The organism is Flavobacterium sp., from assembly GCF_041392085.1.
Lineage (GTDB): Bacteria > Bacteroidota > Bacteroidia > Flavobacteriales > Flavobacteriaceae > Flavobacterium.
Genome location: NZ_JAWKMW010000005.1, coordinates 1 through 21,179, shown reverse-complemented (window position 1 = coordinate 21,179; position 21,179 = coordinate 1). Strand labels below are relative to the sequence as shown.

At 31.5% G+C, this 21,179-nt stretch carries 20 protein-coding genes; 7 read left to right on the top strand and 13 right to left on the bottom strand.

Annotated elements, in window-relative coordinates:
- Positions 1 to 12 precede the first annotated feature (12 nt).
- The gene (locus R2782_RS03095; RefSeq protein WP_371266612.1) at positions 13 to 321 is read left to right on the top strand and encodes a hypothetical protein; all 309 of its coding nucleotides are present in this window, start codon (positions 13 to 15) and stop codon (positions 319 to 321) included.
- Between the two features lie 50 nt (positions 322 to 371).
- On the opposite strand, the gene R2782_RS03090 is transcribed toward R2782_RS03095, so the two are convergent.
- Both R2782_RS03090 and R2782_RS03085 read right to left on the bottom strand, forming a co-directional pair.
- Positions 372 to 1,412, bottom strand: coding sequence for a glycosyltransferase family 9 protein (locus R2782_RS03090; RefSeq protein ID WP_371266611.1), 1,041 nt, complete (start codon positions 1,410 to 1,412; stop codon positions 372 to 374).
- A 10-nt stretch (positions 1,413 to 1,422) separates the two neighbouring features.
- Positions 1,423 to 2,028: a DUF4254 domain-containing protein gene (locus R2782_RS03085; RefSeq protein ID WP_371266610.1), complete on the bottom strand. Its 606-nt coding sequence runs from the start codon at positions 2,026 to 2,028 to the stop codon at positions 1,423 to 1,425.
- 69 nt (positions 2,029 to 2,097) lie between these two features.
- On the opposite strand from R2782_RS03085, the gene upp reads away from it, so the two are divergent.
- On the top strand, positions 2,098 to 2,751 hold the full coding sequence (gene upp, locus R2782_RS03080) for a uracil phosphoribosyltransferase (RefSeq protein WP_371266609.1): 654 nt from the start codon (positions 2,098 to 2,100) through the stop codon (positions 2,749 to 2,751).
- Here upp and R2782_RS03075 read toward each other — a convergent pair.
- Complete coding sequence (locus tag R2782_RS03075) at positions 2,746 to 3,687, bottom strand: hypothetical protein (RefSeq protein WP_371266608.1); 942 nt, start codon at positions 3,685 to 3,687, stop codon at positions 2,746 to 2,748. The two genes, upp and R2782_RS03075, sit on opposite strands and share 6 nt — an antisense overlap.
- Positions 3,688 to 3,733: 46 nt before the next feature.
- Here R2782_RS03075 and R2782_RS03070 point away from each other — a divergent pair, with 46 nt between their 5' ends.
- Complete coding sequence (locus R2782_RS03070) at positions 3,734 to 3,964, top strand: uracil phosphoribosyltransferase (protein ID WP_371266607.1); 231 nt, start codon at positions 3,734 to 3,736, stop codon at positions 3,962 to 3,964.
- A gap of 44 nt (positions 3,965 to 4,008) precedes the next feature.
- On the opposite strand, the gene purD is transcribed toward R2782_RS03070, so the two are convergent.
- The gene (gene purD / locus R2782_RS03065) at positions 4,009 to 5,280 is read right to left on the bottom strand and encodes a phosphoribosylamine--glycine ligase (RefSeq protein ID WP_371266606.1); all 1,272 of its coding nucleotides are present in this window, start codon (positions 5,278 to 5,280) and stop codon (positions 4,009 to 4,011) included.
- Between the two features lie 147 nt (positions 5,281 to 5,427).
- On the opposite strand from purD, the gene R2782_RS03060 reads away from it, so the two are divergent.
- From R2782_RS03060 to R2782_RS03050, 3 genes are read left to right on the top strand one after another with little or no spacing between them, the layout of a single operon-like run.
- Complete coding sequence (locus R2782_RS03060; protein WP_371266605.1) at positions 5,428 to 6,759, top strand: phenylacetate--CoA ligase family protein; 1,332 nt, start codon at positions 5,428 to 5,430, stop codon at positions 6,757 to 6,759.
- Complete coding sequence (wecB, locus tag R2782_RS03055) at positions 6,756 to 7,841, top strand: non-hydrolyzing UDP-N-acetylglucosamine 2-epimerase (protein ID WP_371266604.1); 1,086 nt, start codon at positions 6,756 to 6,758, stop codon at positions 7,839 to 7,841. The genes R2782_RS03060 and wecB (R2782_RS03055) overlap by 4 nt, the downstream gene beginning before the upstream one ends.
- Positions 7,841 to 9,025, top strand: a complete 1,185-nt coding sequence (locus tag R2782_RS03050) for a glycosyltransferase family 4 protein (RefSeq protein WP_371266603.1) — start codon at positions 7,841 to 7,843, stop codon at positions 9,023 to 9,025. The genes wecB (R2782_RS03055) and R2782_RS03050 overlap by 1 nt, the downstream gene beginning before the upstream one ends.
- Here R2782_RS03050 and R2782_RS03045 read toward each other — a convergent pair.
- From R2782_RS03045 to R2782_RS03025, 5 genes are all read right to left on the bottom strand, one after another.
- On the bottom strand, positions 9,022 to 10,389 hold the full coding sequence (locus tag R2782_RS03045; protein ID WP_371266602.1) for an undecaprenyl-phosphate glucose phosphotransferase: 1,368 nt from the start codon (positions 10,387 to 10,389) through the stop codon (positions 9,022 to 9,024). The two genes, R2782_RS03050 and R2782_RS03045, sit on opposite strands and share 4 nt — an antisense overlap.
- Before the next feature lie 3 nt (positions 10,390 to 10,392).
- Entirely contained in the window at positions 10,393 to 11,376 is a 984-nt protein-coding gene (locus R2782_RS03040) for a UDP-glucuronic acid decarboxylase family protein (RefSeq protein WP_371266601.1), read from the bottom strand.
- Between the two features lie 4 nt (positions 11,377 to 11,380).
- Positions 11,381 to 12,715: an O-antigen ligase family protein gene (locus tag R2782_RS03035; protein WP_371266600.1), complete on the bottom strand. Its 1,335-nt coding sequence runs from the start codon at positions 12,713 to 12,715 to the stop codon at positions 11,381 to 11,383.
- Positions 12,657 to 13,763: a DUF1972 domain-containing protein gene (locus R2782_RS03030; protein ID WP_371266599.1), complete on the bottom strand. Its 1,107-nt coding sequence runs from the start codon at positions 13,761 to 13,763 to the stop codon at positions 12,657 to 12,659. Before R2782_RS03030 ends, R2782_RS03035 begins: the two co-directional genes overlap by 59 nt.
- 71 nt (positions 13,764 to 13,834) lie before the next feature.
- A complete protein-coding gene (locus R2782_RS03025; RefSeq protein WP_371266598.1) occupies positions 13,835 to 14,935 on the bottom strand; it encodes a glycosyltransferase family 4 protein in 1,101 nt (366 codons plus the stop codon).
- Positions 14,936 to 15,006: 71 nt separating this feature from the next.
- Between R2782_RS03025 and wecB (R2782_RS03020) the strand changes: the two genes are divergently transcribed.
- Positions 15,007 to 16,125 carry a non-hydrolyzing UDP-N-acetylglucosamine 2-epimerase gene (gene wecB / locus R2782_RS03020; protein WP_371266597.1) on the top strand — a complete coding sequence of 373 codons (1,119 nt, stop codon included), beginning with the start codon at positions 15,007 to 15,009 and terminating at the stop codon, positions 16,123 to 16,125.
- Here wecB (R2782_RS03020) and R2782_RS03015 read toward each other — a convergent pair.
- The 4 genes from R2782_RS03015 to R2782_RS03000 form a co-directional block, all read right to left on the bottom strand.
- Positions 16,118 to 17,353 (bottom strand): hypothetical protein, encoded by a 1,236-nt coding sequence (locus tag R2782_RS03015; RefSeq protein WP_371266596.1) that lies wholly within the window; start codon positions 17,351 to 17,353, stop codon positions 16,118 to 16,120. The two genes, wecB (R2782_RS03020) and R2782_RS03015, sit on opposite strands and share 8 nt — an antisense overlap.
- Entirely contained in the window at positions 17,350 to 18,606 is a 1,257-nt protein-coding gene (locus R2782_RS03010) for an oligosaccharide flippase family protein (protein ID WP_371266595.1), read from the bottom strand. The genes R2782_RS03015 and R2782_RS03010 overlap by 4 nt, the downstream gene beginning before the upstream one ends.
- Before the next feature lie 112 nt (positions 18,607 to 18,718).
- On the bottom strand, positions 18,719 to 19,273 hold the full coding sequence (locus tag R2782_RS03005) for a hypothetical protein (RefSeq protein WP_371266594.1): 555 nt from the start codon (positions 19,271 to 19,273) through the stop codon (positions 18,719 to 18,721).
- A 61-nt stretch (positions 19,274 to 19,334) separates the two neighbouring features.
- The coding region (locus R2782_RS03000) for a glycosyltransferase family 39 protein (protein ID WP_371266593.1) at positions 19,335 to 21,179 on the bottom strand (1,845 nt) is incomplete at its 5' end.

Below are 21,179 nucleotides of genomic sequence, written 5' to 3'. Positions count from 1 at the left end.
AAAATCAATTAAATGAAAAACAAACTGGACATATTTAAAAAAGCTCAAGACCTTTTGTATGAACCCGAAGTACAAGAGCTTTTGGCATATTGCGACCGATTGGAAGATGAATTGGTCGATTTAAAGTTTGAAAAAACCAAAAACAAAGAGTTGATTCTACTCGATATGATTCGGGAAGTCATCAAAGGATGCAATGCCATGGAAAAAGCGCAAATGGAACACGAAAGGTTTGGCTATGATGCTCCCAATTATGCCGAAGCCGTTTCCAATTTAAAATCGTTTATTTTTGGAATGTGTATAGACAATAAAATTTACTTGTAATTTATCCCTGAAAAACTGAGAATGCGACTGAAAACTACTGCGACTGAAAACTAAACTCCCAACAAATACTGAACTTGGAACACTACTTTTTCCGGTTCAATAGTTCGCATAACCTCTTCATAACCTTCAACTTTCTTGTTGCCATAAATGGATGTAGGCAAAAGCGAATATTTTTCTCTATCAGCAGTAATACAATTTTCAATCGGTTGGTTGAATGGCGAAAATCCAGCAAACGGATGTGTAGCTCCCCAAAGCGTGATGACTTTTACGCCTAACATTGCTGCAATGTGTGCATTTCCAGAATCCATAGAAAGCATCACATCTAAGTTAGAAATTAAATCTAACTCTTGTTTAAATTTTATTTTTCCTGCAATTACAACCACATTCAAATGGTTGTTTTGTAATTGATTTAATTGTTTAATTTCCTCATTTCCGCCACCAAAAAGAAAAATTTTGAGGGAAGTATTTTGGGCCAATTCATCAATCACTTGTTGCATCAAATCGAGTGGATAGACTTTCCTTTGGTATTGAGCAAAAGGTGCAATTCCGACCCAGTTTTGATTTTTAATTCCGGTTATTTTCAGAATTTCATCCGACAAAATAGCTTTGTCGGGAAACTGAGGATTAATTAAATCAATAGAAAAGCCAAGTTTTTCAAACGTTTCCAGATGACGTTTTACCATTGGTTTTATGGGCTTGAAAACTTTGTTTATCAAACTGGTCAACGCCTTCTTTTCTGCTCTCCCTTTATCGGTGAAGGCAACTTTTTTTCCGCTTAAAGCGAATAGACTTCGGACAACTTTTGATCTAAGAACATTATGCAAATCGGCAACGGCATCAATATTCAATTTTTTCAAATCCGAAAACAATCGAAGTAATCCTAAAAATCCCTTGTGGCGTTTTTGTAAATCAACGGCAAAGAAATTGACATTCGGAATTTCGTCGAAAAAGGGTTTAAAAAAGGGTCTAGAAACGACAGTTATTTTTACTTTTTTATGCTGTAAAACTAAGGCTCTCAAAACCGGAACTGTCATAGCGACATCTCCCATTGCTGAAAGCCTTATGACCAATATATGTTTTGGTTTAGACATCAATCGACATCTATTTTTTATTCTGATACAACACCGGATTCAATTCCTCATCATTGTACATTTTCATCTGTTTGTACACTTTCATAAATTTATCTCCGCTTTCAATGTCTTTCAATAATTGGTCGATGGAAGAAAACATATCGCTTTTTTGTTCTAACAACACGTTTAGTTTTTCCTGACATTTGGCTCTGTGTTCCGGAGTCGCTTCTGCACGATTAGCTTCTTCACTCATGTGATAAATTTTTAGAGCCAAAATAGAAAGACGGTCAATTGCCCAAGCCGGACTTTCTGTATTGATTTTTGCATCTGCTTTTACCGAAATGTCTTTGTACTTTTGAAGAAAATAACTATCAATATATTCCACCATATCGGTACGAACTTGGTTAGATGCATCAATTTTGCGTTTTAAGTCTAACGCTGCCACCGGGTCAATTTGCGGGTCGCGAATTATGTCTTCGTAATGCCATTGAACAGTATCCACCCAATTTTTGGCGTACAATAAATGCTCAATTTTATCTTTTGGATAAGGATTGTTAACAGGTTGATATACATTATCATGCACGTGATAATCGGCTATACTTTGTTCAAAAACAGAAAAGGCAAATTGTGAAAACATAGGATTAAATTTTAAATTACAAATATACTTTTTATACCTTTATCAAACTAATTCAAATTCAAAAGCTTTATGCATCTTCATTATATTTCAGAGCAAAACAGTATTCTCAATCATTTTTTAGCTCAAATTAGAGATGTTTCGGTTCAAAAAGACAGTATGCGTTTTCGAAAAAACATAGAGCGAATAGGTGAAATTATGGCGTATGAATTGAGTAAAACGCTGCCTTATATTCCAATTGAAGTGCAAACCCCACTTGGCATTAAAAAAACAACAGCTTTAGAAGACCACGTGGTTTTATGTTCCATATTAAGAGCTGGTTTAGCATTGCATACCGGTTTTATGAATATTTTTGATAATGCAGAAAACGGTTTTGTATCGGCTTATCGTCACCATCCGAATAACGATGATTATTTTGATATTTTGGTAGAATACCAGGCAGCCCCTTCTTTTGAAAATAAAACATTAATTTTAATTGATCCGATGTTGGCCACAGGACAATCGATTGTGGCGGTTTTAAATAAATTGCATTTAGAACAAAAGCCAAAAGAAATTCATATTGCTGTGGTGATTGCTGCTCCCGAAGGTATTGCCTATTTAGAGAAAAATCTTCCGGACAACTGTCATCTATGGGTGGCAGCTTTAGATGAGAAGCTAAATGAGAAAAATTATATTGTTCCCGGTTTGGGCGATGCAGGCGATTTGGCTTATGGCGTGAAATTATAATTGGAAGATAAAAAGTAAAATTCCCGTAGCCAAAATAGTTCCTATCACAATTTCTTTTAAGACAGAATCCTTATTTATTTCAATAAAACCGGTTGCTAAGATGGAAACCGGCATAAGTCCAAAAAGCAATAATGCGTTGCTTTTGTCAGGAGAAATAATATAAACTAAAACACTTATTAAGAAAGCAAAAATCACTTTTTTATAAGAGGCTAACATCATTATTGGTCTTCTTGACAAAGTAAAAATCATAGAAATTAAAAACGAAATAGAAAAAAGAGCATACAAAACCAAAGCTAAGTTGTTGGCAGATTTTTCATAAGGGTAAAATTTAAAATTTATACTCATTTGACTTCCAACGGAAGAAATCCATTCCTCATTAATAATTAACGAAAAGAAAAGAAAAAGAATACCCACTGTAAAAAAAGCGATAAGGGGTAGAACCCAGTTTCTGTAGTCTCCCGAAACATGGAAAACAATGGAAACAAAAACAATAAAAATGAATAATATACTCCAAAAATGAAAGAGTGCGGCAATAAAGATCCACAATGAGGCATCAAATATTTTCTCTTTAGGCGTGAGTAATGATTTCATAGAAATTAGTCTTCTCATTGCTAACAAATTAAAGAAAGCGGAGAGCACGATTTTAAAATCATCGAAAACAGACGGTATAAATAATAAAAAAGAAACAAAAAAAAGGGCAGAAAAGCTATTGTCTTTACTCAAACCATTTCGTTTTGTAATAAAATTGGTGATGAATAATGAAGCGATTAAAAAGAATAAAATAACCAATTTTTGGATGCCTTCAGACAATGAAAAAGTATCGTTTTCAGATGTTCCGAAGAAAGAAAAATGATAAATTAGAAAACACAAAACCAACAAACTCGAAACTAAAATATAATTAAATGGTCTCGATTTAGTAAAAATACTTGCAATCATAAGGATATTTTATACTTTTGTGGTTGTAAATATAATACTTTATAGCATGAAAGCATTTTTCGAGGGAATTCAATCGTTGTTTGTTGATTTTCTTTTTCTTCCATATGATTTTTTCAGAAAATTGGAATTGTCTAATTGGTGGGGAGCCAACACTATCAATTGGTTATTCATGATAATTTGTTCTGTAGCGATTGTTTATTGGATTAAGCAATTGAAATTGCACAAAGCTAACAACGAAGAAAATCAAGATACTACGGCTCATTCCTTTTTAAAATAAAAAGAAGTCAGATTGTTTCAATCCAACTTCTACTTGTTTTAAGTTTAAAGATCAAATCCGATATCTTTTCTATAATACATCTTATCAAAATGTAGTTTTTCTATATTTTGGTAAGATTTTTTTATGGCCTCTTTAAAATCATTTCCATAGGAAGTTACTGCTAGAACACGGCCACCGTTTGAAACCACATTTCCATTTTCTAATTTAGTTCCGGCATGAAAAACAATAGAATCTTGTACATTATCAATACCTATAATTGTTTTTCCTTTTTCAAATTCTTCGGGATAGCCACCGGAAACAACCATGATTGTAGAAGCACTTCGTAAATCAATTTCTAGCGAAACTTCGTCTAGTTTTTGATTGGCAACCGCTTGAAATAATTCAACCAAGTCTGATTTGATTCTTGGCATTACCACTTCCGTTTCAGGGTCGCCCATTCGTACATTGTATTCAATCACCATAGGTTCTCCACTTACGTTAATTAAACCAATAAATACAAAACCTTTGTACTCAATTCCGTCTTTGTGAAGGCCTTCAATCGTTGGTTTTACAATTCGGGTCTCAATTTTTTCCATCAAAACATTATCGGCAAAGGGAACCGGAGAAACAGCACCCATACCACCAGTATTCAAACCGGTATCACCTTCGCCAATTCTTTTATAATCTTTGGCGGTGGGAAGAATTTTATAGTTTTTACCATCGGTTAAAACGAAGCAACTTAATTCGATTCCATCTAAAAACTCTTCAATCACCACTTTTGAACTGGCATTTCCAAATTTTTGATGCACAAGCATGTTTCTCAATTCGGTTTTTGCTTGGCCTAAATCATTTAAAATCACAACGCCTTTTCCAGCTGCTAAACCATCTGCTTTTAAAACATACGGAGGTGACAAAGTCTCTAAAAATTTACAACCTTTTTCCACTGTTGAAGCCGTAAAACTATCATAAGCGGCGGTAGGAATTTTATGTTTGATTAGAAATTCTTTGGCATATTCTTTACTTCCTTCCAATTTTGCTCCTTCTTTTGACGGACCAATCACAGGAATTGATTTTAAATCGGCATCATTTTTAAAAAAATCAAAAATCCCAGCAACCAAAGGATCTTCCGGCCCAACGACAACCATTTCAATTTTTTCTAGAATTACAAACTTTTTAATCGATTCAAAATCGGTGGGTTGTATTGAAGTATTTATTGCAATGGAGGCTGTTCCTGCGTTTCCGGGTGCCACAAAAAGTTTTGTGCATTTAGAACTTTGAAGTGTTTTCCAAGCCAACGCATGTTCACGTCCGCCTGAACCAAGGAGTAAAATTGTCATGTTGTGTTGTTGTTTAGCTGAACGAATTCAGTTTTATGTTGCAAAAATAACTTGTTTTAAACAGAAGTTAAAACGAAGTAGTAAAAAAAGTAAGTTCTATTGGTTTTCGGTAAATGGTTTTGTTATTTTTGAACAAAATAGTAGACTGTGTTTGATATTCTTGATTTATCTCTCAAAATAAATGGATTTCCCTTAGAAAAGGCAAAGGAGTACTTTAATAAGATTATTGCTATTCCTGAAAACGAATTTGAGGATTTTACAAATCAAAAAAGAGAAGAAATTGTATCTTATCACTTGTCAAATAATGCATTTTATCAAAATTTAGCAAAAAACAAAATAGATGATTTTACTATAGAAAAATGGAATAATTTACCTGTTTTAACAAAAACAGATTTTCAAAAACCACTTTCTGAACGATTGTCTTTTGGTTACAACATTAAAAATGTTTACATAAATCGAACTTCTGGTTCAAGTGGCGATCCGTTTGATTTTGCTAAAGACAAATTTTGTCATGCCTTGGTTTGGAGTTCCATTTACCATCGATTTGGTTGGTATGATTTGGATTTAAACAAAGCGTATCAAGCAAGATTTTATGGTTATCCTTTAGAATTTTTGAATAAATATAAAGTTAAATTAAAGGATTTTTTGAGTAATCGCTATCGTTTTCCCATTTTTGACCTATCAGATAAATCATTAAAGGACTTTGTTGCAACGTTTGAATTAAAAAAATTTCATTACATCAATGGTTATACAAGCTCCATTGTAATGCTGGCTAAATATTTAGAAAAAGAAAACATTGTTCTGAAAACCATTTGTCCTACTTTAAAAGTTTGTATTGTTACTTCTGAAATGTTATTTGAAGAAGATAAAATATTATTAGAAAGACAGTTGGGTGTTCCCGTTGTTAATGAGTATGGTGCCTCAGAACTTGATATTATTGCTTTTCAAAACGTACACGATGAATGGCTTATAAACAATGAAAACCTTTTTATAGAGATTTTAGACGACCAAAATAATCCATTGCCTTTTGGCCAGGAAGGAAATATTGTAGTAACGGCTTTATTCAATAAAGCCCATCCTTTTATTCGCTATAAAATCGGTGATGTTGGTGTTATAGAAAAAAAATCTTCCAAAAAAATCATTTTAAAAAAATTAACAGGACGGACCAATGATTTTGCTTTTTTACCCAGTGGGAAGAAAGCACCGGGCATGACTTTTTATTCCATTACAAAAACAGTTATGGAAGAAGATGGTAATTTGAAAGAGTTTGTAATAACTCAAACAGAAAAAAATACCTTTGAGATTGAATATGTCAGCGAAATACCACTTTCTGAAGAAAGAATACTCTATTTTGAAAAAAAATTAACCGACTATCTCGAAGAGGGTTTAACGTATGTTTTTATTAGAAAAGAAAAATTAGAACGAAGCAAGAGCGGAAAGTTAAAACAATTTAAATCACTTGTAAATCAGAATTTATGAAGATTACAATAATTGCCGGAGCAAGACCTAATTTTATCAAAATAGCTCCCATTATTAAAGCAATTGAAAAAAACAAAAAACTAGGAAAAGATATTTCCTATCGTTTGGTCCACACGGGTCAACATTATGATAAAAATTTAAGTGATACTTTTTTTGAGGAATTAAATATTCCTAAACCCGACGCAAATTTAGACGTAAAAAGCGGTTCCCAAGCCATTCAAACTGCTGCGATAATGGTTGCATTTGAAAAGGAATTAATGCAAAACCTTTGTGATTTAGTTTTGGTTGTGGGCGATGTAAATTCAACGATGGCTTGTGCAATTGTTGCCAAAAAAATGAATATTAAAGTCGCTCATGTTGAAGCCGGCATTCGTTCAGGAGACATGACGATGCCGGAAGAAATTAACAGAATTGTGACGGATAGCATTACTGATTATTTTTTTACAACATCAACAACAGCTTCTGAGCATTTATTACAGATTGGTACCAATCCGGATCATGTACATTTTGTAGGCAATGTAATGATTGATACGCTGTATGAAAATCTAAATCGAATATCTGCCCCTGTTTTTTGGAAAGATTACCAGTTGGAACAAAACAATTATGTAGTTCTTACATTACATCGACCAGCTAATGTAGACGAAGTAAATTCATTAATTGACTTATTAAAAGGTATTGATGAGATGGTTGAAGACAAAAAAATTATTTTCCCGATTCATCCGAGAACGAAGTCAATTTTAGCAGATATTTCATTACAATTAAAAAACACTTATCTTGTTGAACCACAGAGTTATTTGAACTTTATGTTTTTAATTAAGAATAGTTTTGCGGTGATTACAGATAGCGGCGGTATTTCTGAAGAAACCACGGTATTGAAAATACCATGTTTTACTATGCGAAACAATACCGAAAGACCCGAAACACAATCGATAGGTACAAATACATTGGTAGGAACCTCGATTGAGAAACTTCGAAAAGTGTATAGCGAATTTATTAAAACAAGTAGAAAAGCGTCTGGAATACCTGAATTATGGGATGGAAAGGCTTCTGAGCGTATTGTTGAAATTCTTTTGAAAAAGTAATGGAAGAAATACTGATAATATCCAATTACTATCCACCGGAAAAGGGAGCTGCAGCCAACCGAATTGAGCAGTTGGCATTAAAATTAAAACAAAACAAGTATAACGTTTCAGTTGTTTGTCCACTAGCAAATTATCCAAAAGGAGAACTTTTTCCGGAATACAAAGGTAAATTTTCGATAACAGAAGAGCTTCAGCAAATCACGGTAAAACGATTGTGGATTTACCCCAGTAACAGTAAAAATTTTATTTTACGCGTTTTTTCTATTTTATCATTTTCATTGAGTCTTTTTTTCTTTTTATTGTTTAAAAAAACGCCTAAAAAAGTCATTGTACAATCGCCTCCTTTGTTGCTTTCATTTATTTCTGTTTTAACACTTTCTTTTAAATCCAAAAAGATAATTCTCAATGTTTCTGATTTATGGCCATTGGCAGCAATTGAGTTAGGTGCCATTAAAACAAATTCTTTATCTCATAAGATTTCCTGTTATCTTGAACGGTTTATTTATAGAAAGGCAACTTTGATTTTGGGTCAATCTAACGAAATCATAGCTCATGTAAAGACAATAGCTTCCACTAAAAATTGTTATTTATACCGCAACTTTCCTGATCATAACAAGGCTAAAATTGATTTAAGAACGAATATAGATGAACCGGTTAAAATTTTTTACGCAGGTCTTTTAGGTGTTGCTCAAGGTGTTTTTGAATTGTGCAAGCAAATTAATTTAGAAGGATTACCGATAGAGCTTCATATTTTTGGTGATGGAGCAGAAAAAAATCAACTTCAAGATTTTATTCGAAATCACCCAAAAAAGAACATTTTTTTTCATGGAATGAAGGAACGAAATAAGTTGTTAGAAGAACTAAAAACATTTGATATCGCTTTAGTACCCTTAAAAACAAGAATTTATGGCTCAGTTCCTTCCAAAATATTTGAATACGGAGCTTTAGGGTTTCCTGTTTTATATTTTGGAGGTGGAGAAGGGGAAGATATTGTACAAGAAAATAAATTGGGATGGGTTGCCGCTGTTGGCGATTATTCTGCCTTAAATGAGGAAATAAAACAAATTTCAAAAATAAGTAAAGAAGAATTAGCCACTATGAAAAACAGGTTGTTTGAAAACGCAAATCAAATATTTAATTTGGACAATCAAGTAGCAGAATTGTTTCTAAAAGATGTTTTTTAATAAGCCTTTTCTTCACCTTTGAAAATATTTACTACTGTTTGAAAAATAATTTTTAAATCGAGCACAAAAGACCAATTTTCAATGTAAAAAACGTCAAATTTAATTCGGTTAATCATGTCTTCATCGGTTTCAATTTCTCCTCTAAATCCTTTTACTTGGGCTAATCCGGTTATACCCGGTTTAACATAATGGCGAACCATGTATTTTTTTACTTTGTTACCATAGGCTTTATTTTGAGACCAAAGGTGAGGGCGAGGACCAACCACAGACATATCACCCATTAATACATTAAAAAACTGTGGCATTTCGTCTAAGCTGGTTTTTCTCAGAAAACGGCCAATTTTGGTTACTCTCGGATCGTTCTTTGAGGCCTCTTTTTCTGTTGTGTGGTTAATTTGCATGGATCTAAATTTGTAACAAAAAAACTCTTGCTCGTCTAAACCAGGCCTTCCTTGTTTAAAAAAGACAGGGCCTTTAGATTCAAGTTTAATCAAAATGGTTAGTAATGGCACTAACCATGAAAGTAAAAAAGCAATTACAATAAGAGAAAAAATAATATCGAATGTCCTTTTAAAAGCTTTTGTCGTTGGTTCATGTAAAAGTGTTCTTTTTAGAGAAAGAACGGGAAACATTTCGTAATAATCAACTTTTAAGTTTTTTGAAAAAATTTGTTTTGTATCCGGAATAAATTTAATGGTCTTGTTGTTTTCATCAGCAAATTCTACCAAATCCTTTAATTGTTCATTTGTTATTTCATTTAGCGAACAATAAATTTCATCAATTTTGTTTTCGGTCACATAATTTTTGATGTCTGCTACTTTTCCTCTAATTTGTTCATTTGTTTTTTTATCCGAAAAATACCCAAAAAAACGATAGCCGTAGTCGTTTCTTTTTTCAAATAGTTCTTTTAGATTTTTGGCTTCCTGTGTGTAGCCAATAATAACTGCATTTCGGAAATTACTACCGGTAATAATTCGATACTTTTTAAGATAATAAAAAAGTAGATACTTGATTAAAACAACAAGTATAAAACTAATAGTAATAAAAACAGCGATTACTTTACCACTGAAAACAGATTCTTTTGCAAACGGAAAATAGGCAATAACTACTAAGCAAAATACAACAAATTGCTTAAGAATTTTAGAGAGAATTTCTACAGGTGTTGTGAACCGGTAGACCTCATAAAAACCAACAAAAAAAGCAATGACAGACCAGGTTATAACTAAAAAAGGTTCAAATAGAAAAAAATCTACTTGAAGTTCATCAAACAAAAAGTAAGATAATAACACCACTACCACTAAGTCTAATAGAATACTTATAGGTCTGATGTATTTAGAATATCTTCCTTTTTGGGTTGCTACCATTTTTTAATGAATGAATCCCGAAAAATCTTTGTGCTCTTCTTTCAAAAGTTCTTCTGTTGATAAAGTTTTAAAATAATCGTATGTAATTTTCATTCCTTCTTCTCTGGATACTTTTGGCTCCCAGCCTAATATTTCTCTGGCTTTGGAAATATCAGGTTGACGTTGTAGCGGATCGTTTATTGGTAAAGGATGATACACTACTTTTTGTCTTGTTCCTGTAAGTTTTATGATTTCTTCTGCAAAATCCTTTATAGTAATTTCATCTGGATTTCCAATGTTTACAGGCAAGTTATAATCCGATAAAAGAAGCCTGTAAATTCCTTCAACTTGGTCATCTACATAGCAAAAGGAACGCGTTTGCATACCATCACCAAAAATAGTCAAATCTTCACCTCGTAAAGCCTGCCCAATAAAAGCAGGAATAACACGCCCGTCATTTAATCGCATACGAGGCCCATAGGTGTTAAAAATACGCACAATTCTGGTTTCTAAACCATGAAACGTGTGATAAGCCATAGTAATGGATTCTTGAAAACGTTTGGCTTCGTCATATACTCCACGTGGTCCGATGGTGTTTACATTCCCATAATATTCTTCTGTTTGGGGATGCACTAGAGGATCGCCATATACTTCTGATGTAGAGGCAATTAAAATTCTTGCTTTTTTTACACGAGCCAAGCCTAATAGATTATGCGTACCCAATGAGCCAACTTTTAGGGTTTGAATGGGGATTTTTAAATAATCAATCGGACTGGCAGGAGAAGCAAAATGAAGAATGTAGTCTAATTTTCCTGGAACAAAAACAAATTTAGTTACGTCGTGATGGTAAAACTCAAAATTTTTCTCTTTAAATAAATGTTGTATGTTTTTTAAATCACCGGTAATTAAGTTATCCATTCCAATGACATAATATCCTTCTGCTATAAACCTGTCACAAAGATGCGAGCCTAAAAAGCCGGCGGCTCCTGTTATTAATATCTTTTTCATACTTTTAATTTTTAGGGGCTATATACTCTTTTGTATTGTAGAGACAATATAGCAAACTGAAAAAAATTACACCGCGTTGCCTCCACAAAAAAGATTCAGTCAAAAATAAACTTATCATCAGAACTGCAAAAGCAATTTGCACAAAATCTTTATTTTTTATTGCTTTTTTTAAATTTACAATTAGAATTATTATTAAAAGAAAAAAACCAAAGAAACCCAATTCAGCAAAATTCTGTATATATTGGTTGTGAAAGTTTTTATTTTGATAACCTTCTTTATCACCGCCTTTTCCTCTGTAAATATTGTACTCAATTGCTTTTTCGTCAAGTTTTTTATAAGAAGCATTTAGTCCAAAGCCGGTCCAAAAAACATTTTCTTCTTTAAAAAGTTCAATGAAAATTCTGGCTTGATATACTCGAAAAGCTGTTCCAGGAAAAAAGTCGTTAGGTGTAAATTTTTCATTTGTCCAAGCTTCTTTTATGCTCAGAATATTAACACCTTCTAAATTTTTATCAAGATCAAGTACAGTGTGACTGATGCTCTTTCCTGTATTGGATTGGAATTCTGCTCGGAATCGTTCTTTGATTTTTCCTATAAACAAAAAAGAGAATAAAACCAGACTAAGAACAAACAAATTTCGCATTCTCATCTTGTTTCCGCTTTTTGAAAAAAAGAAAAAATCAATTAAAATCAATAATACAAAAATGATAATGATGTTTTTGGACGACAACAGAAAAACAAATAAAAAGAGAAGCAAAGCAAAAACAACCTCCATTTTAGATTTGATTTCTTTGTTAAAAAAATAAAAAAAAGCAATAGCCATGTATACAGAAACATGGATGGCATTTACTTCTTTTGTGACTAATTCATGATAAAAAAACACTAATGAATCACCATTCATCAAAAACCTTAGAAAGGCCTTAATGAGGTAAAAAACAACAAAAAAGACCATAGCGTAGCTATAGTATTTTATTATTTTTTGCCTTTGTTCATCTGAAAACGGTTTCATAATAGAAAAACAAAGAGGAATTAATGCTAATCCAATCTCTTTAGGAATCGCCTTTAGTGTTGCTTTTGTATCGATACTCCATAAATATGAAGTTACCATCAATAAAAAAAGCGAAATAAGAAGTATGAGAGGGTGTTGAAAAGAAAACTTGTTTTTATTACTCTTTAGTACCACAGAAAGAATAAAGATTGCCAAACAAATGTTATTTATCCCTAACGGCATTGGAATGGTGCAGAGTAACAGTAAAAAAGGAATAAATGAAAAATGTTCTTTATTTTCCTTCTTTAGATCTTTCCATACATTGCTCAAAAAGGCTGAGGTATTCTCCATTTATTTTATCCCAATTAAATTCGTTTACAATGGCTTCAAAATTGTTTTGAATGAATTGCAAGTTATCATTTTTTTTGATAGTGAGTAGTAAATTTTTCACTTCTTCGACATTGGCAAAATAATAACCATTTTGTTTAATAATTCCTTTGTTGAAATCATTGTCGTGAGCCAAAATTAATGCTTTAGACGCCATAGCCTCGAGCAAGGAAGGGTTTGTTCCACCTACAGAATGACCGTGAAAATATAATTTGGAAAAATAACGTAAATTGTTGAGATGTTCCAGATTATAAATGGCTCCTAAAAATCGAATACGGGTGTAATTTTTATATCTTTTTTTTAAGTATTCTCCATATTTAGTATTATGGTTTCCAATCACGAGGATAGGTGTTTTATCCTCACTTTTTACCACGCCGTCTAACACCATTTGAAGGTTGTTTTCGGGTTCAAAGCGAGCCATAATCATGTTGAAATTTTCTTTTTCAACATGATATTGTTCTAAAATAGCTTCATTTGGATCGGTAAAGGGATGAGCTCCATAAGCGATATAAGTGGACTCTTTTTTATATCTTTTCTTTAAAAAAGACTGAATCCCCAATGAGTCTGAAACCAAAAAATCGCTACTGAGTGCTGCTAATCGTTCAGCAAAACGCAAGAATTGTTGAACTGGTCTACTGTATTTTGAACGTTTCCATTCGATACCGTCCATGTTGGTAATAATGATTGACTTCTTTGGAAGTAAAAAAAACCAAATCGAATTGCTCGTATAGCCTAATTGTAATATAATGTCGAAATCTCTTTTTCGAGAATCAATGATACAGTTGTAATCATAAATAAATTGTCCGAACGTACCGTATTTATACTCTGGGTCATGTTGGTGAATTATATTTACACCATGAAATATTTTATCTTGAAATTTATGATTATGTGAATTATAACAATATACTTCATGCCCTTTTTGAACCAGATATACTGAAAAAAATTCTGCAAATTGTTCAAATCCTCCGTAATAGTTAGGTATGCCGCGGGTGCCCAGTATAGCTATTTTCATTATATGACATTGAGTGATTGCAAAAATAACTTTTTGACACCAACTATACTAAATAATTTAATAAAGAAGTTTTAAAACGCCAACTTATATCCGTTTAATGTTTCAAGAGCTGTTTTTTCCCAAACATAATTTTCAAGAATTCTTTTTCGGAAGTTAGGGTCAACTGGTGAATGAAAAGCTTTATCAATTGCAATGCGAATAGAATCAATATCGTCTGGTTCACAATAAAAAGCATATTTATCGAAATAATCATACGTATCACCCTTGCGTGTTACAACTATGTTTTTTCCCATGGCTGCGGCTTCTAATGAAGACAAACCGGGGGTTTCCATCCAACTAATTAGTGCATGTACTTTAGCTACATCATAAAGTTGCCTTAATTCTTCTTGCGAAATAGCACCTAAAAAAGTAACATTTTTACCTGCTTCTATATGAACCTGATCCACATATTTTTTTTGATTTTTAGATTCATTTCCTACAAGGACCAAATGATAATTGGTGTTTTTGATTGCTCTGACCAAATTTAAAGTTGACTTTCTGCCTTCAATTCGTGCAGCACATAATATACAGTCTTTGTAGATGCTGTATGGATTGTTCAGAGATTTTGTTTCAGTTGTAAAAATAGATTTATCTATAGCGTTTGGAACGCTTACGTATTTTGGATTTTTTAGTTTAAAATCACGAATAACTCTGTTCATTTCAGAATGAGAATTAGGTAGAAAAACAGTTGTGTTGTCCACAATTTCTTTCATTAATCCATAATAACCTTTAAGAATCATCATGTAGACACCTTTATGCATTCTATCTCCTTTAAGGTGTTTTACAAAGTTTTTTATAAAAGCAATTTGGTAGGGAGATAAATAATTAGCAATTTTTTGAAATAATCCTCCTCTTGCTTTTCTTTCAAATTCTGTATAAAGTCCATATATGGTAGAAAGGGCAATTTTTTTATTTTGCTTTTTTGCATTAAGCATCTGAATATAGATGTCCTGAGGTTCCATTAAGTTAAACAAATGAACTAAATCGTAATTGTCAAGGTTGGGTTCCAGTTCTAAAGAAATATCTACATGGATACCCTCTTTTTCGAGAAATTCTTTCGTTTTTAGCATTTGAACCATATCCCCGCCGGGAGCATCAAATAAATTTGTTCTTGTTTGAAATAAAACTTTCATATAGTCATTTTATACCTTGCAAATATAGTTTTTATTAGTAGTTTTACATTTCAATATTTTTATTCTATTAAATGAAAAAGGTTCTATTTGTTTTCGGAACTCGCCCTGAAGCCATAAAAATGGCACCCTTAATAAAAAATTTTTCTGAAGACAAACACTTTGAAGTAAAAATTGCAGTAACGGCACAGCATAGAGAAATGCTTGATCAAGTCTTACATTTTTTCGAATTATCTGTTGATTACGATCTTAACATTATGCAGCCTAATCAATCTTTACACGAATTAACAGCACGTTTAATTTCAAAAATAACGGATGATGTTTTGTTAAAAGAGTCTTTTGATTTTGTATTTGTACAAGGTGATACTACAACGGTTTTAGCCACATCTATTGCTGCATTTTATCAAAAAATTAAAATTATTCATATTGAAGCGGGGTTAAGAAGTAATCAAATGTATTCACCTTTTCCTGAAGAAATGAATCGTGTTTTAACGTCCAAGCTTTCGTTTGCACATTTTTGTCCAACAGAAAACGCACGTCAAAACCTCCTTAAGGAGGGAATTGTTAACAATGTTTTTGTGGTTGGGAACACCGTGATTGATGCTTTGCTAATGGGTTTACATAAAATTAAAGCTACTGATGAACAAACCATGCTTACTAAATTTTATGGTATAGATTTTTCTAAGAAAATTATTTTGGTTACCTGTCATAGAAGAGAAAATTTTGGAAAACCTTTTGAAGAAATATGTCAAGCAATTTTAGCGATTGCTAAGCAAAAAGAAGAGAGTGTAGAAGTTGTTTATCCGGTTCATTTGAATCCGAATATAAAAGAATATGCACATAAATGGTTGATTGCACCAAATATTAAACTTATCTCCCCGTTGGATTATCCTGAATTGATTTGGATGATGAATAAAAGTAATTTAATTTTAACGGATTCCGGCGGTATTCAGGAAGAGGCTCCAACCTTGGGAAAACCGGTTTTGGTTTTACGAAAAGTAACCGAAAGAACTGAAGGTGTAGATGCAGGAACGGCATTATTGGTGGGCTCCAGTTATGATAAAATTTGTTCGGAAACATTAAAATTATTGGATGATCAAATTTATTATGAAAAAATTGCTTCGACTTCCAACCCTTATGGAGACGGAACGACCAGTAATCAAATTAGGAGAATTCTACAATCATTTACATAGTCTTTCTTGAAGTATATCTTTCTGATAGAGCGAAAAGTAGCCCGACCAGGATGGATTTGGTATCCGCTTTAAAATAGTAACCCATAAACACCCAATAGGAAATTAAAAGAAAAAGAGCTGTACCCGTAAGTAAAAAATTCAAATGGGTCAACTCATCACTATTTGATAGTTGTTTTCTAAATAAAAGAAATACAGAGAAAGTCAATAGAATAAGCCCTAAAATTCCGGCTTTTAGATAGACAGTCATAAAACCATTGTGAAGTATTGAGATATGGCGTAAAGAGGTGTCATCTAACCAAACTTCTTTTTTTAAATCCACTTTAGAGCCAAGACCTTTTCCAAAGAAAGCCGTAAAGGCACCATCTCTTTCCATTTGACGGTAAGTGTTTATATTTTCGACAGAACGATAATTGTCGTTAAAATCTTTGTAGTCTTCTGTGTTTATTTTTGTTTTAAAAGGTTCTGTAGGAGCTATTTTTACTTTATACAAAAAAGCCTCGATTCCTTTTCCATTCCGTTTAGGGTTGTAATACAATATTGCCGAATAAGCTACTAGTCCTGCTAGTAGGAATGAAAATAAAATTGTTGCGTTTTTTCTGTTAGGAACGAAATACCCTTTCATTGCCAAAAATAGAATCCCAAATTGAATAAAATTGGTTCTTGACAGATAAAAAGCAGAAGATAATACTAAAACAGAAAGAAAAAGACTCTTTTTATTTCGAGATAGGGTTAATCCAAATTTTTCATAAAATAAGATGATGATGATTACATAAATTTCAAAATCACTAAAATACCCGGCATAACCTCTAATTTGATGAATATTTCTAAAGCCGACAAAAATGATTCCGTAAAAAACAATGAAAAGATGGATTATTGCTAATAAAACACCGGTATTCACAACGGTTTGGATTGGATTGTTAAGTCTATTTCTACACAATTGGTAGCCAATTAATAACCCGATAATTGGTTTGGCCATATATGTAATATCCCTAATAAAATCATAATTGTTAAAATCTTGAAAAAAGCTACTAAAAAAAGCAATGCCTAAAATTAGCGTGAATAAAGCAACCTGAACCATCAATTGTTTGCTGTAAGTTCTTCGTAACGAAATAGCCATCGTTGCTGTCCAAACCAGAAATGTAAGTTCGTAATTGTTTAAATAGGGGACTGCGACACAAATTGCGAATAAAAAGGTGTATAAATAATTTTTAGTAAAACTAATTCTCATTTGTGGTTGGTTATATGATTTCGAAGAATATAAATGTAAATTAAAATGACAAGCAGTTCAGCAAAGAGAAGAGAAATAAAAACCCCGGTTAACTGCCATAAATTAAAAAACAGAACTATTGATAGCATTAAAACGATAGAAGTTAAAACGGTACTATTTACATATTTTTTTTGAAAATTAAATGCTAAAACAAGTTGTTGAAGTGGAATGTTTATGGCGAACAAAAGAGGAATAAATGTTGCTAACTTTAAGTAAAATGATAAATTTAAACTGTCAGACACATTAAAATACTCTAAAATTTCCTTGGCATAAATGAATAGAAAGAACGAAGAAAATAAGATTAAAATGAAATTTAAACCATTAAAATAAAACCATTTTCTAATTCCATTTTCCTTATTTTGTGTTAGTAAATAACAAACACGCGGATAGATAAAATTGAAAATTACTTGAAGGTAGGTTCTAAATATCATTACGATTTGTTCAATAATTTTATATTGTCCTGCTAAAATGTTATTCCCAAAATAGCCAATTAAAAGAATGGGAGAGTACTGTTGTAACGACAACAAAAGTTGAGAAAAAGTAAGTTTATAATCCCTTTTAAATACTGTGATTATATCCTCCTTTTTGGGCACATTTAAAACTAAATATCTTTTTCTAATCAGCCAAAATAAACAAAATACATTTGTTATTATCATACTCAAACCAAAATAGAAATTGACAAAAATATAATCGTCAGGGTTTTTTATTTGTGAAAGAATTATAATTATGTAAAGTAATTTCCCTGAAATTGTGATTAAAGAAATGATTTTAAATTTTTCAATTCCTTGCAAAAACCATGTTGGGTTTATTGCTTGAGATACTAATACAATTAAACTAAAAAAAAACAGTGCTTTTTCTTGATAAAGAAAAGGAATGCTGAATATCAAAACAGTTGCAAAAGCCACAACTAAAACTAATGAGATTAACTTAATTGAAAACAATGTGGTGGCAATTTTTTCAACAGTCTTCGGATCATTTCTATGAATTGAAATCTCTTTTACACCATTAATTCCGGAGGCAAAATCAACTAATACGGTCAAAATAAAAACTAATGATAATCCAATTCCTGCTTTTCCAAATCCTTCTTCTCCACATATTGAAATTATATAAGGAGCAACAATTAATGGAGTAAGGAGATTAAAGAATTGTCCTACTCCATAAATTGAAAAATTTTGAAAATGTTTGTTGTTTTTAATTAAGCGTATCCGTTTCACATATCCATAATTGGATTGTAAAAATACTTTTTATTAAATTGAATCAAAAATAAAAATCCACTAAAAAAATAAAAGTGGATTTAAACAATTTAAAATATTTTAAACAAGAGTATTATTCCCTTATAAGCTTAACGAGGGCTTCTTCTAAAGCGGTATGAGGATATAGAGAAGGAGCGGTTTCTTGGTCAGCTTTTATTCGTTTTACAGTTCCCGTTGGAATATCTAATACCGTATTCTGTTCATTTGGATAAAAATAGGTTGAAAGTTCTGAACCTTTAACTGCCAAAGACTTATCAAAATAATTAAAATTAATTGAATTGATTAAAATCTCCATTTGCTCTGGATTTTTTCCATACCCTAAGTCAAGACGTAAGTCAGTAGGCATAGCATTAATTGGCAACTTAAAAACTACTTGTTGAGCAGCATCATTTCCTTTAATTTCAGCCCATACCGATTTGTCTACTGTAAAATTGATAGAGTTATCTTCTGTAAAATAAAGATGTAAATTATCATCTTTTTTAGCGACAATATCTAACGTAACAGTAAAGTTTTCATAAAGAACTTCTTTGGTTTCTTCTGTCAAAACTTCTTCAGCTTTCTTCTCTTCTTTACATGAAAAAAATACAATTGTAAATAAAGTAAATACAAATAAAATCTTTGTTTTCATTGTTGTCATTTTTTTTGCAAATATATACTCTTTTATATTATCTAATTAACTCAAATAAAAATTAATTTACAAGAAAATTTTTATCTGTTAATTGTAATTTTTTTTGATTTGAACCATTATCTGTCAATAAAATAGCTATTTCATATTTTCCTGGGGAAAATGTTTTTTTATTAAATTCTGCCTTGAATCCTGAATACGAAAGATCAACATTACTTTTAAAATAAGTTGTTACATCTGCCCTAAATTCATTTTCATTAAAAATTCGTTGTGCTTTTCCATCTTTAATAGCTAAAATTGTGATGCTCGTATTCTTAGAATCTTGGTTTTCAAAAAAAGCCCATCCTTTAAGCTCTATTTTATCAACGCTTTCATTGAACATTTCTATTGAATAGTGTATTTGTTTTTCTTTTTGATTTAAAATCAATTCGGATACATCTAATAAAGATTGGAATTCCTTTTTAGGAATAAAATGTTTTGTCCACGCATCATAAAACGAAACTGAATTCTCAACTACAAAATTTTTATCTAAAAAACTTTTTGATTCTTCTCTGGGATTAAAGGGTCTTAGGTGAGCATCTACATACCAAAAGGGCTTGATTTTAGTGGTGTCTAGAATCATTTCGTTTACTTTTTCGTCAAGTGATTTGGGAATAATGTTTACTTTTTCATTTTTCATAAAAAAAGGAAAGTACCATTCAAGGCTTGTAACAACATCTTCTTTCTTTTTATTATTGTTTATGATGAACATACTAACTTCTCTAAATTGGGTTTTAGATATCTGTGTGTAATATTTTTTTACAACAATAAGATCCGTTAAAGAAAACACAACGATTACTGTTAAAAACAAACCCCGTACTAAATTGTTTTTTATATAATACAGCCCTATTCCTGCCAATAGTATAATTGCGGGAAGTATTGAAATAAAATAACGATTAATAATCATTGGTAAATTAATAAACGAACTAATTAATGGAATTAATAATGTGATAAATACCCATATAAAAACAATAAAAAAGCTGAATATAAATTTATCTTTTATAGGGTTTAAAAGGGTGTTACTATTGTTTTTTTGTTGAAATAATTTTATAAAAACTGAAATGAGCAAAAATGAAATAAAATACAAGACTATTTCTGATTGCCCGAAAAAGTCTTTAAATATTTGTGTATAAACATCTATCGTTGGTAATGGAATCCATATAGATTTTCGTTCAGAAGCAACAAAAAACAACTGCAAAGAAGGTAAATAAAATAATAACGTTGTTATTCCAGAAAAAAAGGATAAGTAAAATAGCTTTTTTCCGTTTTGTTGATAGGGTTTTACAATAAAAAATAAAAGAATCAAATAGTGAGATAAGAGCGTAAACAAAGCAAAAAAGTGCGTGTATATCATTAAAACAGCAAAAAAGCCATGTAAAAAAGCCGTTTTTAAGGTAGGTGTTTTAATAAATCTAATTAAAAAATAAAACGCGAAAACGGTTGTTGTAAACATCATTGCATACATTCTAGCCTCTTGAGAATAGTAAATATGAAAATAATTTACGGTTAATAATGCAATAGAAAACAACGCTACCTTTTTATTCATTAATTCTTTGGCTAATAAATAAATTGAAACCATTCCCATTATGCCCATTATTGCAGAAAATGCCCGCATGACCAAAGTGGTGTAGCCAAAAATTTTAAACAAAATTTGAAGAATAATAAAATATAAGGGTGGATGAGGATCTGAAGCCGCGAGAGAATTGAATAAATCCGATAAGGATAAATTGGGATTTGCTTCATTTAATGTATGTATTTCGTCTAGCCAAACACTTTGAAAGTCGAGATGATAACATCTCAAGATTGTTCCAACCAATAAAATTAAAATTAAATAGTTGTTTTCTTTTAACCAAAGTAAAGGTTTCATACT